This is a genomic window from Vibrio sp. SCSIO 43097 (assembly GCF_023650755.1).
Classification (GTDB): domain Bacteria; phylum Pseudomonadota; class Gammaproteobacteria; order Enterobacterales; family Vibrionaceae; genus Vibrio; species Vibrio alginolyticus.
In genome coordinates this window covers 771,506-789,029 of sequence record NZ_CP071841.1, presented here as the reverse complement: position 1 = coordinate 789,029, position 17,524 = coordinate 771,506, and the positions used below count along the sequence as shown (strand labels likewise).

Below are 17,524 nucleotides of genomic sequence, written 5' to 3'. Positions count from 1 at the left end.
ATCAACCCGCTGCAGAAATGTCGTATTTCTTCATCTTGTGGTTGAGTGTGCTCATTGGCAGCGCCAATTGCTCAGCGGCCTTCTTGGTGTGCCAATTGCAGGCATTTAAGCAATCGATGATCACTGTACGCTCGTATTGGCTAACGACGTCTTTAAGGCTCTTTGAAACGTCTTCTAAATCCGCTTGTGCTTGCTGCTCGTAAGCAGGTTGCTCTGGGGTAGGTGAAGCTGCTTTCATGTCGATACTTGGTACATCTTCTGGGATTTGTTCGCCAAACTCAATGTGAGTAATGGTTTCAAAATCGGACAGTAGCACCGAGCGCTCAATGATGTTCTTAAGCTCACGCACGTTCCCTGGGTATTGGTAGGCAAGCAGCTGTTTACGTACGTTGGCACTTAACCCTGGCGCTTGCGGCAAACCTAGCGTGTTGGTGGTGTGTTGCACGAAGTGCTCTGCGAGAGGGAGGATGTCCGACTTGCGTGCTCTTAAAGGTGGCAATGTAATCGGGAAGACATTCAAACGATAGAACAAATCGGCACGGAATCCGCCATCTTTGATTTGCTGCATAAGATTACAGTGGGTTGCGGCGATTACGCGCACGTCCACATCAATCTCTTTGCTGGTGCCGATTGGGCGAACTTTACGTTCTTGTAGCACACGCAGCAATTTAGCCTGCAGTAGCATTGGCATATCACCAATCTCATCCAAAAATAGTGTGCCGCCGTTGGCTGCTTCAAACAAACCGACTTTGTCTTTGTCCGCGCCAGTGAATGAGCCTTTCTTATGGCCAAAGAGTTCTGACTCTAATAACTGCTCTGGGATTGCGGCACAGTTCTGTACGATCAAAGGTTGTTCTGAACGATTAGAGTTTTCGTGAATGTATTTCGCGATCACTTCTTTACCAGCGCCCGTTTCACCACGCAACAGAACGTCGACAGGAAGAGATAGCACCTTATCAAGACGATTCAAGACATTGAGCATTTCTTCGCTCTCTGCAATAGGACCCTGATAGGTTTTTTGGGTACGCTTTTTGAGTTGAGTGTTCTCACGCATTAGGGCGTGATTGTCTGCATTGAGATTTTTAATCACTTGCCCGTATTGCTCTAACCACACAGCTTGGCGAATATTACTCGCTGCCATTCGACAAAACTCCGTCAAGGCTGCCTCGTTGTCGATGACGTTCAAATCGAGTAAGACTAACAGCCCAATGGTTTTGCTTTCGCTATCAATCAAAGGCCAAGCCAATAAGTTCTCGCTTTTTAATCCCAGTGTCTGTTCTGTTTGATAGATGCTTTCGCAGTCATAGCCGTTGTACTTATACAACTCGTTAATCAACACCACTTCACCATTACGAATGGCAAAGTTAAATGGATCGTTCTCACTGGCTGAGTCTAACTGTAATGCTTCCCAAGGGTGGGAAACAATCGTTTTATCGTTATGGTGAGCGGTACTTGGAATCAACGCCTGCCCAGTCTGGTCCAAAACATAAATGATGCCGTGTTTTGCGAGGGTCATTTGTCTCGCAGCAGTCAACACAGCATCCAACGTTTGGGTAAGCTGGCTGCGATCAGCCAAAGACTGACTGATCGCAAGTAGGGCGTTACTAAGTTCGCTATGGTTAGCTGAACGCATAGGTTAGTGTTCCTTGCTCATCGACAGACACTTCGATTTGCGTATGTGAATCATCCTTGTCATGCACTAATAGCTGAGTCGATAGTTGCGGCAGCAACTGACGGTTGATGACCGCGTCGATATTACGCGCGCCTGTTTCAGCAAGGCGGCAGTTACCTAGTACGAACTCAACCAAACTTTCTTCGTAGCTTAGCGACAACTTGTGATGGCTCTGTAGACGCTGAGAAACTTTATTCAGCTTGTGGTGAATAATTTCTGTCATTGCTTCATCAGACAGCGGAACAAATGGTAGTACTGACATACGTGCCAACAGCGCTGGTTTGAAATGTTGGTTCAATGTAGGACGAATAGCTTCTGCGATGATGTTCGCATCGATGTCTTTTGATTGATGAACCAAAGATTCAATCTCGTGCGTTGCAAGGTTACTGGTCATGATGATCAGCGTGTTCTTGAAATCGATGGTTCGGCCTTCGCCGTCGTTCAATGTACCTTTGTCGAACACTTGGTAGAACAGGTTCAACACTTCAGGATCGGCTTTTTCCACTTCATCAAGAAGAACAACAGAATATGGACGTTGACGAACCGCTTCTGTCAGCATGCCGCCTTCACCGTAACCTACGTAACCCGGAGGTGAACCGATTAGGCGAGATACCGTGTGCTTCTCTTGGAACTCAGACATGTTAATGGTCGTCATAAAGCGCTCACCACCAAACATTTGATCAGCAATCGCACGAGCCGTTTCGGTTTTACCCACACCACTTGGGCCAACGAGCAGGAATACGCCTGTCGGTGCGTCTGGGTTACCTAGACCAGCTTTCGCAGTTTGAATGCCTTCAGACAGTGCATCGATAGCGTATTCTTGGCCTTTGATGCTTTGTGTTAGGCTTTCTTTCAGTTTTAGCGTGGTTTCTGCTTCGTCTTGAAGCATCTTACCCATAGGAATACCAGTCCAGTCCGAGATGACGTGGCTAACTTCATCTGGACCCACTTCAAAGTGAACCAGTGGGTTGCCATTGCGGATTGCATCTAGCTGTTCTTGGCAGGCCGAAATTGCAATGCGAACGGCTTCTTCATCCATTTCTGCATATGGAGAAACGTTTTGCTCTTGTTCTGAATCTTCTTCTGCAACAAGCTCCTCTTCATTTGTTTCGCCAAAGACCAGTTCATGCAAACGAGAGCGTAGAGCAATCATCTCTTGGATCTGCTCTTTTTCTTTGTGCCATTGCGCTTCTTGTTCTGCTAGCGCTTCTTTCGTTGTTTCCATTGCCAGTTTTAGGTCTGGAATGTTAGCAAGGCTGTGCTTGTCGCCAGTTTGCTGCAGAGCATCACGCTCAAGTGCTTCAAGCTCGCGCTGTTGAGCTGCAAGTTCTTGTTGCAGTGTCTCTACAGAAGCAGGAATGGCATTAAGGCTGATGTTCACTCGTGCACACGCCGTATCTAGTACATCGATCGCTTTGTCTGGCAGTTGACGACCAGAGATGTAACGAGCAGAAAGTGCTGCCGCAGCAGTGATAGCATCGTCACGCACGTAAACGTTGTGTGACTTCTCGTATGTTGGGCGCAGACCACGAATGATTAATGCTGCTTGCTCAGGAGACGGTTCGTCGAGTTTCACCAATTGGAAACGACGCGCAAGAGCAGGATCTTTCTCGAAGTACTTCTTGTATTCCGACCATGTTGTCGCAGCGATGGTTTTCACTTCACCACGCGCTAGGGCTGGTTTTAGCAAGTTTGCCGCGTCGCTGCCGCCTGCTTGGTTACCACCGCCAACAAGGGTGTGTGCTTCATCGATGAATAGAATGATTGGAGTTGGTGAGTTTTTCACTTCATCCAATACTGCGTTTAGGCGTTTTTCGAATTCGCCTTTTACGCTTGCACCAGCTTGCAGAAGACCCATGTCCAGGCCGTAAAGCTCAACACCTTTGAGGTTGTCTGGTACGTCACCTTGTACAATCTTAAGTGCCAAACCTTCTACTACTGCGGTTTTACCAACGCCCGGTTCACCAACAGCAATAGGGTTGTTTTTACGGCGACGAGCAAGAATGTCCACGATTTGGCGGATTTCTTGGTCGCGGCAGAAAACAGGGTCGATTTCGCCTTTGCGTGCTTTACCAGTGAAGTCGGTTGTGAACTTGCTCAGTGCTGAGCCATCCTCACGAGCTTGTGTTTTCTCTGAAGTAGCAACTTGCGCCTCAATAGAGTGGCTTGTTAGCTCTGCAAAGTTACGCTTAAGGCTGTCAGGGTTTACCGCTTCAAGGATAGAGGCGTAACCATGTTGGCCGTAACGGAGAGGGTTGCTAACAAGAGTAAGGAGTAAGGCACCAGAGCGGATTTGTGTTTCGGATAGATCTAAAGAAGAAACCAGCCAACTTTCTTGCAACCATTCGATTAATAAAGCAGAAAAAACAGGTTTGCTGCCATTTCCTTTGGCGTTGGTGTCGAGTGTGGATCGAACCGATTGTCTTAATAAGTTCTCAGAACAATCAAAATGACTTAATAAGACGTCAAAATCACTATTTGGCCTTTCTAATAGACTCAGTAAATAATGCTCAATTTGAACTTCGTTTGCTTTTTCAGAGACTGCAAGTGCAGCGGCGTCTTCTAATGCTACTTTTGCAATCGGGTGTAGACGCTGAATTAATGAAGAAAGGTTTATATTTATCATAGCCATTTTATTCTTTAGAGGAAAAGAGGTAGCAGCTATTATACTAAAAGTGATTGCGTTCTTTTTTTATCAAGATATTTTGACTATCGTTTGTTGGTTATTTTTAATGATTATTGTGACATTAATGTTTGTGGTTATTTTAATGGCGTTGTTATTCTAAATTAATTGATAGTAAAAGTGTCGGATTTATTAGTTTTAATGACTTTATTTACACGGTTTTATATGGTTATTTTCACTTTTTAAAGTTATAACAATTTATTATTATCTTAATCCAACTTTTTGGTTTTTTATCCAATAAATTGTACTCAAGATATTGGTGAATAATGTCTTAATTTATTTAAATTGTTGTTTTTATTGCATTTTTAAAGTTGGCACGGACTTTGATTATACCAAGTAGTCGCGGTGATAAGCGATTTGGTGATTTAAACAAAACAGATTTTAGAAAAGGAAATAGCGATGCCAACTCCAGCATATATGTCTATCCAAGGTGAGACTCAAGGCCATATTACTAAAGATACTTACTCTGCAGATTCAGTAGGTAACACATGGCAAGAAGCTCATGTTGATGAGTTCCTAGTACAAGAACTTGATCACGTGCTAACAGTTCCACGTGATCCACAAAGTGGTCAGCCAACTGGTCAACGTGTACACCGTCCACTTGTTGTAACTAAAGTTCAAGATCGCTCATCTCCACTACTATTCAACGCACTAGTATCTGGCGAAAAACTTCCTGAGTGTGTGATCCGCTTCTACCGTACTTCAGTTCAAGGTAAACAAGAGCACTACTACTCAATCAAATTGATTGATGCGCTACTTGTCGATATCCAAACTCGTATGAACCACTGTCAAGACGCAGCAACAGCTGACCGCGTGACAGAAGAAGTGCTTAAGTTCACTTACCGTGCGATCGAAGTAACTCACGAAAACTGTGGTACTGCGGGTAACGACGACTGGCGTGCTCCACGCGAAGCTTAATTGCTCGTCGCGTAAAGATTCAGGGCCAACGATTGTTGGCCCTAATTCGATTATTTGTATCAGGTAAAAGATATGGTGAATGACGTAGAATTTAAATTTGAAGTGCCTGGATGTGGGCATGAATTTCGGGTTGAGAGCTTTCATGTTCATGAAGAGTTATCTAAGCCTTTCCACATCAATCTCTCATTACTTTCACTTGATCCAGATATCTCGTTCGATGAGTTAATACGTAAAGCAGGAACATTGACACTTTACGGACAAGGTGTTGGGGCTGCGCGTGTGTTCAACGGCGTGGTGAATGAAGTTCGTTACTTAGGGACTGGACGTCGTTTTTCTCGTTATCAATTAGTCTTGGTTCCTCAAGCTTGGTTCTTATCTCAGCGCCAAGATTGTCGTATTTTCCAGCAAAAGTCAGCGCAAGACATCATCACAGAAGTACTCGATGATGGAGCAGTCACCGATTACCGATTTGAAGTGTCGGGTACTTATCCTCCAAAAGAATACGTTCTGCAATACCGTGAGTCTGACTTGCACTTCGTGCAGCGTATGATGGCTGAACACGGTATGTGGTATTACTTTGACCATAGCGATTCAAATCATACGATGGTCATTGTCGACAGTAATGACGCGATTGCACCTTTGATAAGCTCGCCACTAAATGCTTCTTACATTGGGCCGATTGTTTATCATGCCGATGGTGGCGGTGTTGCCGATCGCGAACATATCTCTGATCTCGAGTTAGTTAACCGCGTTAGAACGGGACAGGTTACGTACACAGATTACAACTACGAACACCCTAAAATTCCACAAGAGATGACACAGGCTGGCGAGCTAGACCAAGATCTCAAGCAGTTTGATTATCCTGGACGATACGTCGACCCGCTGATGGGGCAGGTGAGAACCACGGAGTGGATGTCGGAACACATAGTCGATAATCAACAAGTGGAAGCAACGAGTGACGTAATGCGCTTAGCATCTGGTTACAGCTTTAACGTCAGTGACCACCCGCGTTCTGAGATTAACCGCGATTACCTCATGTTGTCCGTAATGCACACAGGTCAAGATCCGCAAGTGCATGAAGATGAAGCGAGTGGTATGCCAACCACTTACTACAACCAGTTCTCGTGTATTCCACGTGATGTGGTGTTTAAAGCGCCTAAACTAGCGGCACCAGTAGTGGATGGCCCTCAAACGGCGGTCGTTGTAGGACCAGAAGGTGAAGAGATTTACACCGACAAGCTTGGTCGAGTGAAAGTACAGTTCCATTGGGATCGCTACGGTGATAACAACGAGCATTCAAGCTGTTGGATTCGTGTAAGCCAATCCATGGCGGCGCCAACATGGGGCGCAGTTTATTTGCCGCGTATTGGCCACGAAGTCGTAGTAACTTTCCTTGAGGGGGACCCAGATCGTCCGTTAGTTACGGGCGCAGTTTACAACGGTTTGCATTTCCCACCGTACTCTTTGCCAGAAAACAAAACTCGTACCACGTTCCGCACGCAAACGCACAAAGGAACAGGTTACAACGAGTTGAGTTTTGAAGACGAAGCGAACCAAGAAGAAGTCTATATTCACGCTCAAAAAGACATGTCGACCAAGGTGCTCAACAACCGTTACCGTGATATCGGTCAAGATGAATTCTTGAAGGTTGCACGTCACCAAACGAATGAAGTTCATGGTGACCATAAAGAAACCATTCATGGGCATAAAACGACACAGGTAAACAGTACGTTTACGGAGACAGTCGAGCAAGACGTTACCGTTACATACAACGCGAACGAAGCCCAGTATGTGAAAAACAATTCTGACTTAGAAATTGGTGATAACCGTACGACTAAGATCGGTAAAAATGATGACTTAGATATTGGCGAAAACAGTAACCTTACTATCGGTGCGTCTAAGAGTTCAGATATTGGTGCGGATGATAACCAGACGGTTGGTGGCAACTTAACGGTATCAGTGAAAGGGAACACCGCTTATAAAGCTGATGGTGCAACGCAAATTATCAGTGGCGACAAGATTGTATTGAAAACGGGTGGTTCCTCTTTAGTGATGAACAGTGATGGTTCAATAAAGTTATCAGGCTCGGCTATTACGATCGAAGGCAGTGACAAAGTCGTCGTGAAAGGTGGCAACGTAGTGGTTAACTAACAATGGAAAAACAACCTCTTACAACAGAAGTAATATCAGAGCAGCAAGCCGAATCAACGGCTTGCTTTTCGCGTTTTGGAATAATAGTGGCTATCAATGAGTCTACGGGCAGTGTGCGAGTTGATTTTGATGGTAACCCATTTAAGCAGCCACTCACTGCGAGACTGGGACGTGGCTTTCGTCGTTCTGAACTGCAAATGGCTATCGATAATCGATTAAGTTGTCGAGTTGAGTTTTTGAACGACGACTTAAGCTTGCCTCTTGTGACGGACATTTTCTTCTCCATTCTGGATGACTCTGACGAGTTTGTATTGCGAGCGAAGAAGATGGTTATCGAGACAGAACAAGAGTTGGTAGTCAAAAGTGGTGAGACAGAAACTCGCTATAGCGGGCGCGATGGACGAATTACCACTAAAGCGAAGTACGTCACTTCTCAAGCAGAAAAAGCACAAAAAATTCAAGGCGGAACGATCGCAATTAACTAATTACCTAGCATTAGCTAATTTACGTCGAGTTAGCTAATTACTTTGTATTAACTAATTGCAATCGCGTTATGGCACGCTAATAACGGATAACTAGATGCGACAAAGAATCGGTGTCGAGCACCTAAAGGCACCCATAACCAATCAAGAAGTCGAAGGCGCGTTAGCAAAAGCTGATCGCGCTGTGAATGACCTTTCCCAGTTGCCAGTAACATGGCTGGATTTCTGTAATGAAAAGCTGTCCATTGCTTCTGAAAGTATCGGTTTTTTAATCAGGCAGCGAGTTCAAATTCACAAAAGGGGTTATCCAAGTAGTGAGTTGGCGTATCTCAAGCTGATCGAACGCCAAATTGAAGAACTGAAGCAGGTGTACTTGTCGTTTTATCGGCTAGCACCGGGGTTGATTCATCAGTTAAGAGGCCAGGAGCCAGAAATCTACAGCTGGCTGATGCTACAGGGCGAGTTGGGCTCAGAGTTGGATAACCTTTTGTGCGGATTGAGTTTACTCGAAGATATTGACGCTAAAACCGCAATGGTCATTGCCGTACAATCTCCGGTTGAATCTATGGATAGCACGCTTTCGGAGCTTATTGAGGGTAATGCGACATCCAGTGCGTTTTACTTTGAATGCTTACGTGTACGTCAAACATTAAGTGTTTCTCTCATCAAGCGCTGGCACAAAGCCAGCATCATTAGCTCTCATGTTGCTTTGCCACTGCTCGCTTTACAAGACGTGAAAGAGGGGATTGATTGGCTCAATGACAATGCAGGCAGCGAACAATATCTATTTGAACGTTTGATTACCAAACGTGACAGAGGCACTTGGTTCCGTCAGTGCTTTGGCATCGAACCAAATGGATTACCATCAGCGCAAGTGCTCACTTATGCCAAGTTACTTGAGTTAAAAGAGTTTGAGGCGTTTGATATCTCTTCTTCATTAGCACCTGTTGATTTTGCGCTGGGTGGTAATTGGAAACTGGTGCCCCAAATCATCGAGCACTTGGAAAGTCTGGAGGAAGCTGAAGGTGAAATTTGGCTTCAAGCCTTGTATGTCGTCTACGGAAAGCTTCTTCCTCTGACTCCGCAAGATGTTGGTGTCGAGTATGAATGGGAAGAGATCGTCGATCTGCTCAATGAGTGGGTGGAAGATGAAAAATACATCCAAAATCTACCAAGCCGCTTGGGTTACGCATTGAGCTTCGAGTCTACGTTAGCTGCGATGCAAGATGCTAACGTTGATGTGCTGTTCCGAGATTGGCTATGGCGTCAACTCTGTATTCAATCCAGAGCCTACGTGCCTTGGGATATGGCAATGCCGATTCATCAACAAGACTGGAACTTCAACAATTTAAAGGCCGCACCTTCTGCGAGCGAACGATTCAACTTAAGGAATAGCAATGCAGTTATGGGATATTGAGGCGCACCCTGAGCTATCACTTAAAGGTCGTTTTCAACGTGACGAAAACGGCGATGAAGTCTGGGTTGTAGTCGCCAAACGCACATGGCAATTCGATGGTGTGGTTTGGCACGAATTAGGTGAAAGTGAAATCTTCGATGATCCCCAATATTTGGGCGAAGAAGGCTTCTCTGCGATGAAAGTTGACCACGAGTTCGCGTATACCAAAGAAAACACAGATGTACTTGTTTACGGCAAAGCGCGCAGCTACGCGAAAAAGCCAGTGACATACCAAGAGTGTCGTGTGCTGATTGATGGTCATATCGATAAGACTCTCGCTATTCACGGGGAGCGAGTATGGGTTGAGCATGCTGGTAGTATAACGCTGAGCAACCCAGTCCCATTTATTGAAAAAGACATTGATTACACTTGCGCGGTAGGCGGTGATTTACGTAACCGAATAGGCGGTGGTGTTGCCGATTCCAACAAAGAATTGCTTGAACAGAAAGTACCCTCGATTTTTTATCCCCGAGAGGACTGGAGTGCCGCCGCGAAAAAACTACGCGTTGCGGGGTTCGGGCCAGTGCCTCCGTTCTTTGAGGCGCGCCAGAAGCTGGCCGGCACGTTCGATGACGATTGGATTGAGAATCGCAAGCCAATGTTGCCACTCGATTTTGATAAGCGGTTCTTCCAAAGCGCGCCTATTGATCAACAGTGCAAAGGCTTTCTTCGTGGGGGGGAGCGTTTGATGATGAGTGGTTTTTGTCATGATGACACGCTTTCATTTCGAATTCCTAAAGAAAAATACCGTGCGATCGCGACGTTTAAAGGTCAAAGTTATCAAGCTGATATGGCGATGTACACCTTATTCGTTGATGCGGAAAAGAAAACTATATCAATCAGTTACACGGCTGCGTTTCCTTGTCAGGGCAAGGAGCATTTGTTGGTGTCGACATCGATCACTAAGTTGGAAGAGGTAAGCGAGCATGCATAATTCAACAGGCCGTTACGTGCTAGGGATGGAAGTGATGACGCCAACCGGTATGAATTTAGATATTGCTAGTGCAGTTTCGTATGCTGATTTAGGAAGATTCGACCAATGTGTAGGGGATGATGGTATCGAGCGTTTTACTTACGCCAAAATCGAATACACCAAAGAAAGTGAGCAGTTTGAGAAAACGTGTGAGTTAATCACCCACTTGCTTGATTCATTGTTAGCACAGTTACCACGTTCATTGAGACCAATACCTTTGCTTATAGCTGTGCCTGCGTCTGTTTCACTAGTAAAGGTGCAAGAATGGCTTGGTGAAAGTAACTATGCTGAATTTCTCTCTGTGGTGAATGCTGTTCATGCCAGTGGGCCCAGTTTCGTTCTCCAGGCCATGAAATCATTGGATAAATATGATGCTATGATGTGTATCAGTGTCGATTCCTTGGTGAGTTCGATGCAAACACTCATCGACGATGCGATGGTAATGAGTACCAATAATCCATGGGGCGTTATTCCGAGCGAGGGTGGGGCGGGTTTAATTCTTTGTCGAAAAAACACCGTAGAAACATTGAAACTTAAGCCTCAAGCGCAGCTTGGCTACATTGATACGGAATTAAACACTTCAGACCGAAGAGGCATGTTTCGACTTGTTCAACGTGCGAGTAAAAAGCTCGATTCATTTGGTGAAGTGTATTCCGATATGACGAACCTGCGCATGCATTCGGAAGATTACGGCTTTGCTCTGGGGGCGAAAGCAGAACGATTCACGAACCCAGAACAACCGCAGCTTATCAATGAGTTGTGGGGCACAATGGGTAGTTGTTCTTCTCTCGCTTTAATTGCCTTTGCGGTCAGAGAGCACCACTTTAAGCAACCAACTACATTGTTAATGTTCGACTTTCATGGTGACAAAGGAGTTCTCCAATTACTGCAATGTTAGTGGGCACTCATCGATCAAATGGCAATGAAAATATACTCATATTATTAGGTTGAAGTTTGTAACACGAAAAAGCGTATAACTCATGCAGTGAAAGCGTAAGTAAAAAGGTCTAATAAGTTAGTAATAATAACTAAAATAATAGGCTTACTGTTTGTTTTAAATACCAACCTTGATACAAGTACGTTCAAGAAAATATTATTCAACTCTAATAATATTTATTCTATGAAAGAGTACTAAGTGTCTAATAATCAGAGTACAGCCAAAGGATATATCGATCAGTTGGTTGTTAAAGCTATTGAGAAAAAGAAACTGAATGAGCAAAGGCTAGCAGAAAAAAATAAGCCGAAGCTTGAGTACGTGCTTTTTTCACAGTTTGATGTATTAGACAAGCTTCCTTCTAAAAATGGTAAGACAACGGTTTACCATCTTGCAAAAAAAGGGCAGCCAGAGAAGCAAATCTGTTGCAAAGTTATCAATGATGACTCGCCAGAATTTGCGAGCAAAATGTTGATTAACGAAGCGAGCAGGCTGGAGCTTTCTCAACACCCTAGCGTGGCTAACTTTGTAAAAATCGGCAACGAATTCGAACGCCCATATTTGATGTACGAGTGGATCCAAGGTGAATCACTGGCAGAAAAAATGGAGCGTCATTCTTCTAAAGGCTTCCGCCACGACCACATCGCTTGGTTGGTGTATCAACTCGCTGGCGCTCTAGAGTTTATGCATACAAGAGGTATCTGCCATCTTGATATTAAACCATCTAACGTATTAGTGAGTGAAGGCGATTACGTTAAGCTCATTGATTTCGGCGCTGCTCGTTACATTGGAGAGACAGAACCTTACGCAGAAGCAAGCTTGAGCTACGCTTCCCCTCTTTATATAGAAACTGGCATCGCGGAACCGCAAGATGATGTTTACTCTCTCGCTTTGCTCGCTGGACACCTATTTTTAGGATCAATATTTGGTGATGCTTGGAATAAGCAGTTAAAAGATCGAAAGCGTCCGGCTTTGATCCCGGCTCATATTTGGAAATTGCTGAAAGAAGTCATCAACAAACCAAGAGGGCATGGCTATACCGCTATTTCTTTTGCTCAACAGTTAGCGCGAATCGATACGCAATCAATTAGCTCAAATTCTAACGCACCAATTTTCAGTAGCTTGCGTAACGCGGACTTGCTGCTTACACACTGTAAGCCAAATGATAAAACGGCGTATGGTCGCTTTAAAATATTAGAGGCGAGCTTAGTGTTGAGTGTGCTGGCAACAGCAGGAAGTTATTTGTATCAACAGAATAAAGATCAATTGGATGCCATTTTTTCCCGAGGTGTCACTACTGTAACTCACGTTATTACGCCCTCTGAAACGGCTTCTTTTTTGGCTCAGCCTCCATGGAAAATCAAAGAAGAATTGTCTCAAGCTACTCAGAGTATTGATATGACAGTAGCTTATCGAACAGCATATCAAGCTCAGCAGTTAAGCCTCTCGAATTTATATGAAGAAAAACAGGCTCAGTTAACGTCGTATCAATCGTTAGCGGATGGCTTACCAATGGCATTAGTCGAATTACGTAAGGAGCTTGTCACCTTGCGAGAAACCCTTGTTAGTGACGGTGCTCTGTTTCCATATGCGGATGAGGCGTTGACTAAAGTGATGTCTGGGTTAAATGTCGCGTCTATCGATTCCATGAAAGTATCTGCCATAGCTGGCAGTCGAGATAAGCAGATTGCTCGCTTAATTTTAGATGGTGAAGCTAAGCTCGCAGAAAATGAAATGAAAGAGACATGGTTGTTAAACCAGTCACAAGCCTATTTCTACAACCAAATCTTACCAAAGGCTGTGATGGAAAATATTAATGACTCCATCGATAAACATGCAGAGGCGCACTTTTACACCAAAGCAATTGAAGAAGCCGAATTAGCCAAAGCCTACTTCGGTAATACGCCAGAACTAGACAAAAAAATAAAGGATTTAATCGTCGCAAGAAGCGAATTTATTTTGTTTAGCACCGTGATGGAGCAATCCGTTTACGACAAACAAAAGCTACATGAATCCCTTGCCGATTTAGAACGGAATGCACCAAGTAAATTTACAGAAATCACGAAAATTCTAGATAGCATGGCGTCAGATGCGATTGAGCAGAGCCATCGATTATCTAAGCCAGCAAATGGCGCAATTGCGGTAGCGCGTGCGTTGAGAGATTACTTGACTGAAGGAGACGTGAATTTTGTCCAACATTGATATCGATCGTCTGCTTAATCCTATTTCTGATGAATCTCCAGTGGGAAACGATGCCCGTTACGAGTTTTGCTACGAAATGATGGAGTCCGAAGTGAAGAAATTCGGTTCCTTGTTTGGCGAAACAGTAGATTGGAGCGTGGTAAAAACGCACGCGACTGAAGTTCTAGAGCACCACAGTAAAGACTTAAAAGCCATTTGTTACCTCGTTCGCGCGCTAACAGAAGAGTTTGGTCTGCAAGGCTTTGAACAAGGTCTAAAGCTGCTTAGTGAGGCGTTAAGTCGCTTTGGCGTTGAATTGTATCCTTCGCGAAAGCGGGGTCGAGATGGCGCGGTCGAATGGTTGAACCATCAGTTTAAACTGGTCAGCAGCAAGTTAGCGGAAAGCGCTCAGTCATGGGATTTGGTATCAAACTGCATTTCGACTATTGAAGAAGTGCAGCGCCAGTACGACGAGGTTTACCAAGACTCAGAAGCGGATTTCTTTGAGATTCGCACTCAACTCAATGTTTTATCTCAACAAGCGGCGGCTGATGAGCAGAGCGATGATGCAGTCGTTAACGTTGAACAAGCGGCGCCTGCACCAGCTACGCAGTCTGCTGCCGAAGAAACGCCAGCGCAGAATGAAGTGCAAACCGCACCGGTGAAGGCGGTTCCGCCGGCCCCTAAACCTGCGCCAGTTAAGAAAGCGGTAGCAAAAGAAGTCGATGTCGATACGGACTTCTCTTCGCCTACGGCTTCTAAGCGCACCTTGAAGAAGGTTGCGGAAGTCATGCTTCATGCGAACCCAAGTGATCCGCTGGCTTACCGGATTTATCGTCATCTGACTTGGGATGACATTGATGGTCTACCCGACCACCAAAATAATCAAACGCCTTTGAGCTTGGCAGTGTCGTCCGATCAACAAGCGGAATACCGAGATAAAGCTGAACAAGAAAGCGACATCGACACCATTAAGCGTTTGGAGCGCACATTAACGGATGCGCCGTTTTGGCTGACGGGCCATTACTTCGTGTATTCGATGCTTAATAACTTGGGCTTTGATGATGCAGCGCTTGCTGTGAAACAAGAAGTGACGCGTTTTGTTGAATCGCTAGAGGGCATCGAGCACCTCTCATTTAAGAATTCTATACCATTTGCAGATGAAGCGACCTTGAGCTGGTTATCGACTCAAGATACTACTTCTTCGACTTCTCAACCCGTTGCTCAAACGGTTGTGATTTCGCAGGAAGACTCGCTGCCAATGGAGGATATCACTCTAGAAAATCTAGGGGAATGTGCCGCAGAGCTTGCCCACAAACTTGAGCTGGATAGCTCGGGACGAGGGCAGTTCATGCTGTATTTACAATTGATAGCAGCTTACCAGTCTGTTGGATTATACCCGTTGTGTTTGCCGTATCTTGAGAAGGGGTGGGAAGTACAAAAAGCGTTTAATCTCGCGAGCTGGGAACCCCACTTATCGTCACAGTTAGAAGACCTAATTCGAAAAACACTCCATCGGTTATTTGGAAGCAAGGATCTTCTACCTGAGAAGTATGAAGAGTGGAAAGCAATTTACGACTAATTAAAGAGTTAGATAAGGAACGAATTATGTCACGTGACGGCTCGGTGGCTCCTAAAGAGCGAATTAATATCCGTTATGTTCCAGCAACTGGCGATACGCAAGAAGACGTAGAGCTGCCGCTAAGCATGATGGTAGTTGGCGACTTTACTGCGCGTGCAGATGAGACACCAATTGAAGAACGTACTCCAATTAACATCGACAAAGACAACTTTAACGAAGTGCTAGAGGGCATGTCTCCAAACGTTAAAGTCAACGTTGAAAACCGTCTTTCTGATGAAGAAGGCGGCCAGATTGGTGTTGATCTGACGTTCCAAAACATGAAGGACTTCTCACCTGAAGCGATCGCGAAAAGTGTACCTGAACTAAACAGCCTACTTGAGCTTCGCGAAGCCTTGGTTGCACTTAAAGGTCCTCTAGGAAACGTGCCTGCGTTCCGTAAGAAGATCGCATCGGTTCTTCAAGATGAAGAAGCGAGAAAGAAACTGTTGGATGAACTAAGCATTGGCAACGACCAAGACGCGAAAGAAGAGTAAGGGATATCATGTCTGCAGAAGCACAAGCGCCAGAACAAGAAGCAGCCTTAGTTGAATCAGGCTCACTTCTGGATAGCATTCTTAACGAAACACGTTTAAAGCCAAGTGATGAAGGTTTTGACGTTGCAAAACGCGGCGTAGAAGCATTCATCAGTGAGCTACTAAGCAGTTCGAACACAGAGAAAGTCGACCAATCTCTGGTTGATCTGATGATCTCTGAAATCGACCAAAAATTGTCTAAGCAAGTTGATGCAATTCTTCACAACGAAGAAGTTCAAGCGATTGAATCAACGTGGCGTGGCCTTAAGTACCTGGTTGATCACACTGACTTCCGCGAGAACATTCAAATTGAACTGATCTCTGCGAAGAAAGACGAAGTTCTTGATGACTTCGAAGACGCTCCAGAGGTGGTGAAGTCTGGCCTGTACAAGCAAATCTACACACGTGAATACGGCCAGTTCGGTGGTAAACCTGTTGGCGCCGTCATTTGTGATTACGCTATGTCTGCCTCTTCGCCTGACATCAAACTGATGGAATACATGGCGAACGTAGGCGCAATGTCTCACGCACCATTCATCACGTCGGCATCGGCTAAATTCTTTGGCCTAGACAGCTATGAAGAGCTGCCAAACCTAAAAGATCTGAAGTCTGTATTCGAAGGTCCACAGTACGCGAAATGGCGTGGTCTGCGTGAGCACGAAGATGCACGTTACCTAGGTCTATGTACGTCTCGCTTTATGTTACGTACGCCTTACTCTGTAGAAGATAACCCAATTAAGGCGTTTGACTACGATGAGCAAGTGACAGACAGCCATGATAACTACCTATGGGGCAACTCAGCGTACGCGATGGCGTCTAAGATCAGTGAATCATTTGCTAAGTACCGTTGGTGTCCGAACATTATTGGTCCTCAAAGCGGTGGTACTGTACAAGATCTACCGGTTTACAACTTTGAAGCTATGGGTCAAATCGAGACTAAGATCCCAACCGAGATCCTGGTTTCTGACCGTCGTGAGTATGAGCTAGCAGAAGAAGGCTTCATTGCGCTAACCATGCGTAAAGGTTCTGACAACGCGGCGTTCTTCTCTGCAAACTCTGTTCAAAAGCCGAAAGTGTTTGCGAATACGCCGGAAGGCAAACAAGCCGAGATGAACTACAAGCTAGGTACTCAGCTTCCTTACATGTTCATTATCAACCGTTTAGCGCACTACATCAAAGTGCTACAGCGTGAGCAAATTGGTTCTTGGAAAGAGCGTTCTGACCTAGAAATCGAATTGAACAAGTGGATTCGTCAATACGTTTCTGACCAAGAGAACCCGCCAGCGGAAGTTCGTGGTCGCCGTCCGCTTCGTGCTGCGAAGGTTGAAGTATCAGACGTAGAAGGCGATCCAGGCTGGTACAAAGTATCGATGTCTGTACGTCCTCACTTCAAGTACATGGGCGCAAGCTTCGACTTGTCTCTAGTTGGTAAGCTAGACCAATAACCCATTACTGAAACCATCAAGCAGCCAGTGAAGACTGGCTGCTTTTTTCGTAGGATCGCATATGGAAAAAGGTTACCGTCTTTTAGAGCGGATCGAGCTAGGAGAACCAAAAAACTGCTACGAGAAAGTGGTGTCTCATAAGCATTTGATTGAATCCATTCACTCGCATCTCGCTGACTTGTTGAATACGCACTCCGGCAACGCAATGATCGACAATGAGTATGGTCTGCCAGATTTTAACGACGTACTTTCTAACAACACAAACCTCGTTCGCCATATTCAAAAAAACATCACGTCAACCATAGAACGCTTTGAGCCCCGACTGTTTAATCTCGAGGTTCATTACCGTGAAGACCACCATAATCCATTACAACTCGGCTTTGGTATTCGCGGCGAAGTTTCCCATAACGGCGGTAAAGTCCCAATGTCGATCGATGTCTACATGGGAACCGACGGCCAATTTAACGTTTAGTAG

13 protein-coding genes are annotated in these 17,524 nt (G+C 45.1%); 11 read left to right on the top strand and 2 right to left on the bottom strand.

Going from position 1 to position 17,524, the window contains the following annotated elements:
- Position 1: 1 nt before the first annotated feature.
- Together J4N40_RS19910 and tssH are read right to left on the bottom strand one after the other, a co-directional pair.
- Positions 2-1,633: a sigma-54-dependent Fis family transcriptional regulator gene (locus tag J4N40_RS19910; protein WP_250654682.1), complete on the bottom strand. Its 1,632-nt coding sequence runs from the start codon at positions 1,631-1,633 to the stop codon at positions 2-4.
- Positions 1,620-4,298 (bottom strand): type VI secretion system ATPase TssH, encoded by a 2,679-nt coding sequence (gene tssH / locus J4N40_RS19905; RefSeq protein ID WP_065275620.1) that lies wholly within the window; start codon positions 4,296-4,298, stop codon positions 1,620-1,622. Before tssH ends, J4N40_RS19910 begins: the two co-directional genes overlap by 14 nt.
- A 456-nt stretch (positions 4,299-4,754) precedes the next feature.
- Between tssH and J4N40_RS19900 the strand changes: the two genes are divergently transcribed.
- From J4N40_RS19900 to tssE, 11 genes are all read left to right on the top strand, one after another.
- On the top strand, positions 4,755-5,273 hold the full coding sequence (locus J4N40_RS19900; RefSeq protein WP_005373415.1) for an Hcp family type VI secretion system effector: 519 nt from the start codon (positions 4,755-4,757) through the stop codon (positions 5,271-5,273).
- A gap of 72 nt (positions 5,274-5,345) precedes the next feature.
- The gene (locus J4N40_RS19895; protein WP_005373412.1) at positions 5,346-7,424 is read left to right on the top strand and encodes a type VI secretion system Vgr family protein; all 2,079 of its coding nucleotides are present in this window, start codon (positions 5,346-5,348) and stop codon (positions 7,422-7,424) included.
- A 2-nt stretch (positions 7,425-7,426) separates the two neighbouring features.
- Entirely contained in the window at positions 7,427-7,909 is a 483-nt protein-coding gene (locus tag J4N40_RS19890) for a hypothetical protein (protein WP_064376245.1), read from the top strand.
- 94 nt (positions 7,910-8,003) lie between these two features.
- Positions 8,004-9,323 carry a hypothetical protein gene (locus J4N40_RS19885; RefSeq protein ID WP_064376246.1) on the top strand — a complete coding sequence of 440 codons (1,320 nt, stop codon included), beginning with the start codon at positions 8,004-8,006 and terminating at the stop codon, positions 9,321-9,323.
- Positions 9,304-10,296 (top strand): DUF2169 family type VI secretion system accessory protein, encoded by a 993-nt coding sequence (locus J4N40_RS19880; protein ID WP_053307562.1) that lies wholly within the window; start codon positions 9,304-9,306, stop codon positions 10,294-10,296. The genes J4N40_RS19885 and J4N40_RS19880 overlap by 20 nt, the downstream gene beginning before the upstream one ends.
- The gene (locus J4N40_RS19875; protein WP_033906406.1) at positions 10,289-11,233 is read left to right on the top strand and encodes a hypothetical protein; all 945 of its coding nucleotides are present in this window, start codon (positions 10,289-10,291) and stop codon (positions 11,231-11,233) included. Before J4N40_RS19880 ends, J4N40_RS19875 begins: the two co-directional genes overlap by 8 nt.
- Positions 11,234-11,470: 237 nt before the next feature.
- Entirely contained in the window at positions 11,471-13,471 is a 2,001-nt protein-coding gene (locus J4N40_RS19870; RefSeq protein ID WP_033906407.1) for a serine/threonine protein kinase, read from the top strand.
- On the top strand, positions 13,458-15,032 hold the full coding sequence (gene tssA, locus J4N40_RS19865) for a type VI secretion system protein TssA (RefSeq protein WP_250654681.1): 1,575 nt from the start codon (positions 13,458-13,460) through the stop codon (positions 15,030-15,032). Before J4N40_RS19870 ends, tssA begins: the two co-directional genes overlap by 14 nt.
- Positions 15,033-15,058: 26 nt before the next feature.
- On the top strand, positions 15,059-15,565 hold the full coding sequence (gene tssB / locus J4N40_RS19860; RefSeq protein WP_005373381.1) for a type VI secretion system contractile sheath small subunit: 507 nt from the start codon (positions 15,059-15,061) through the stop codon (positions 15,563-15,565).
- 8 nt (positions 15,566-15,573) lie between these two features.
- Positions 15,574-17,049, top strand: a complete 1,476-nt coding sequence (gene tssC, locus J4N40_RS19855; protein WP_005373378.1) for a type VI secretion system contractile sheath large subunit — start codon at positions 15,574-15,576, stop codon at positions 17,047-17,049.
- Between the two features lie 61 nt (positions 17,050-17,110).
- Entirely contained in the window at positions 17,111-17,521 is a 411-nt protein-coding gene (gene tssE / locus J4N40_RS19850; protein WP_250654680.1) for a type VI secretion system baseplate subunit TssE, read from the top strand.
- Positions 17,522-17,524 lie beyond the last annotated feature (3 nt).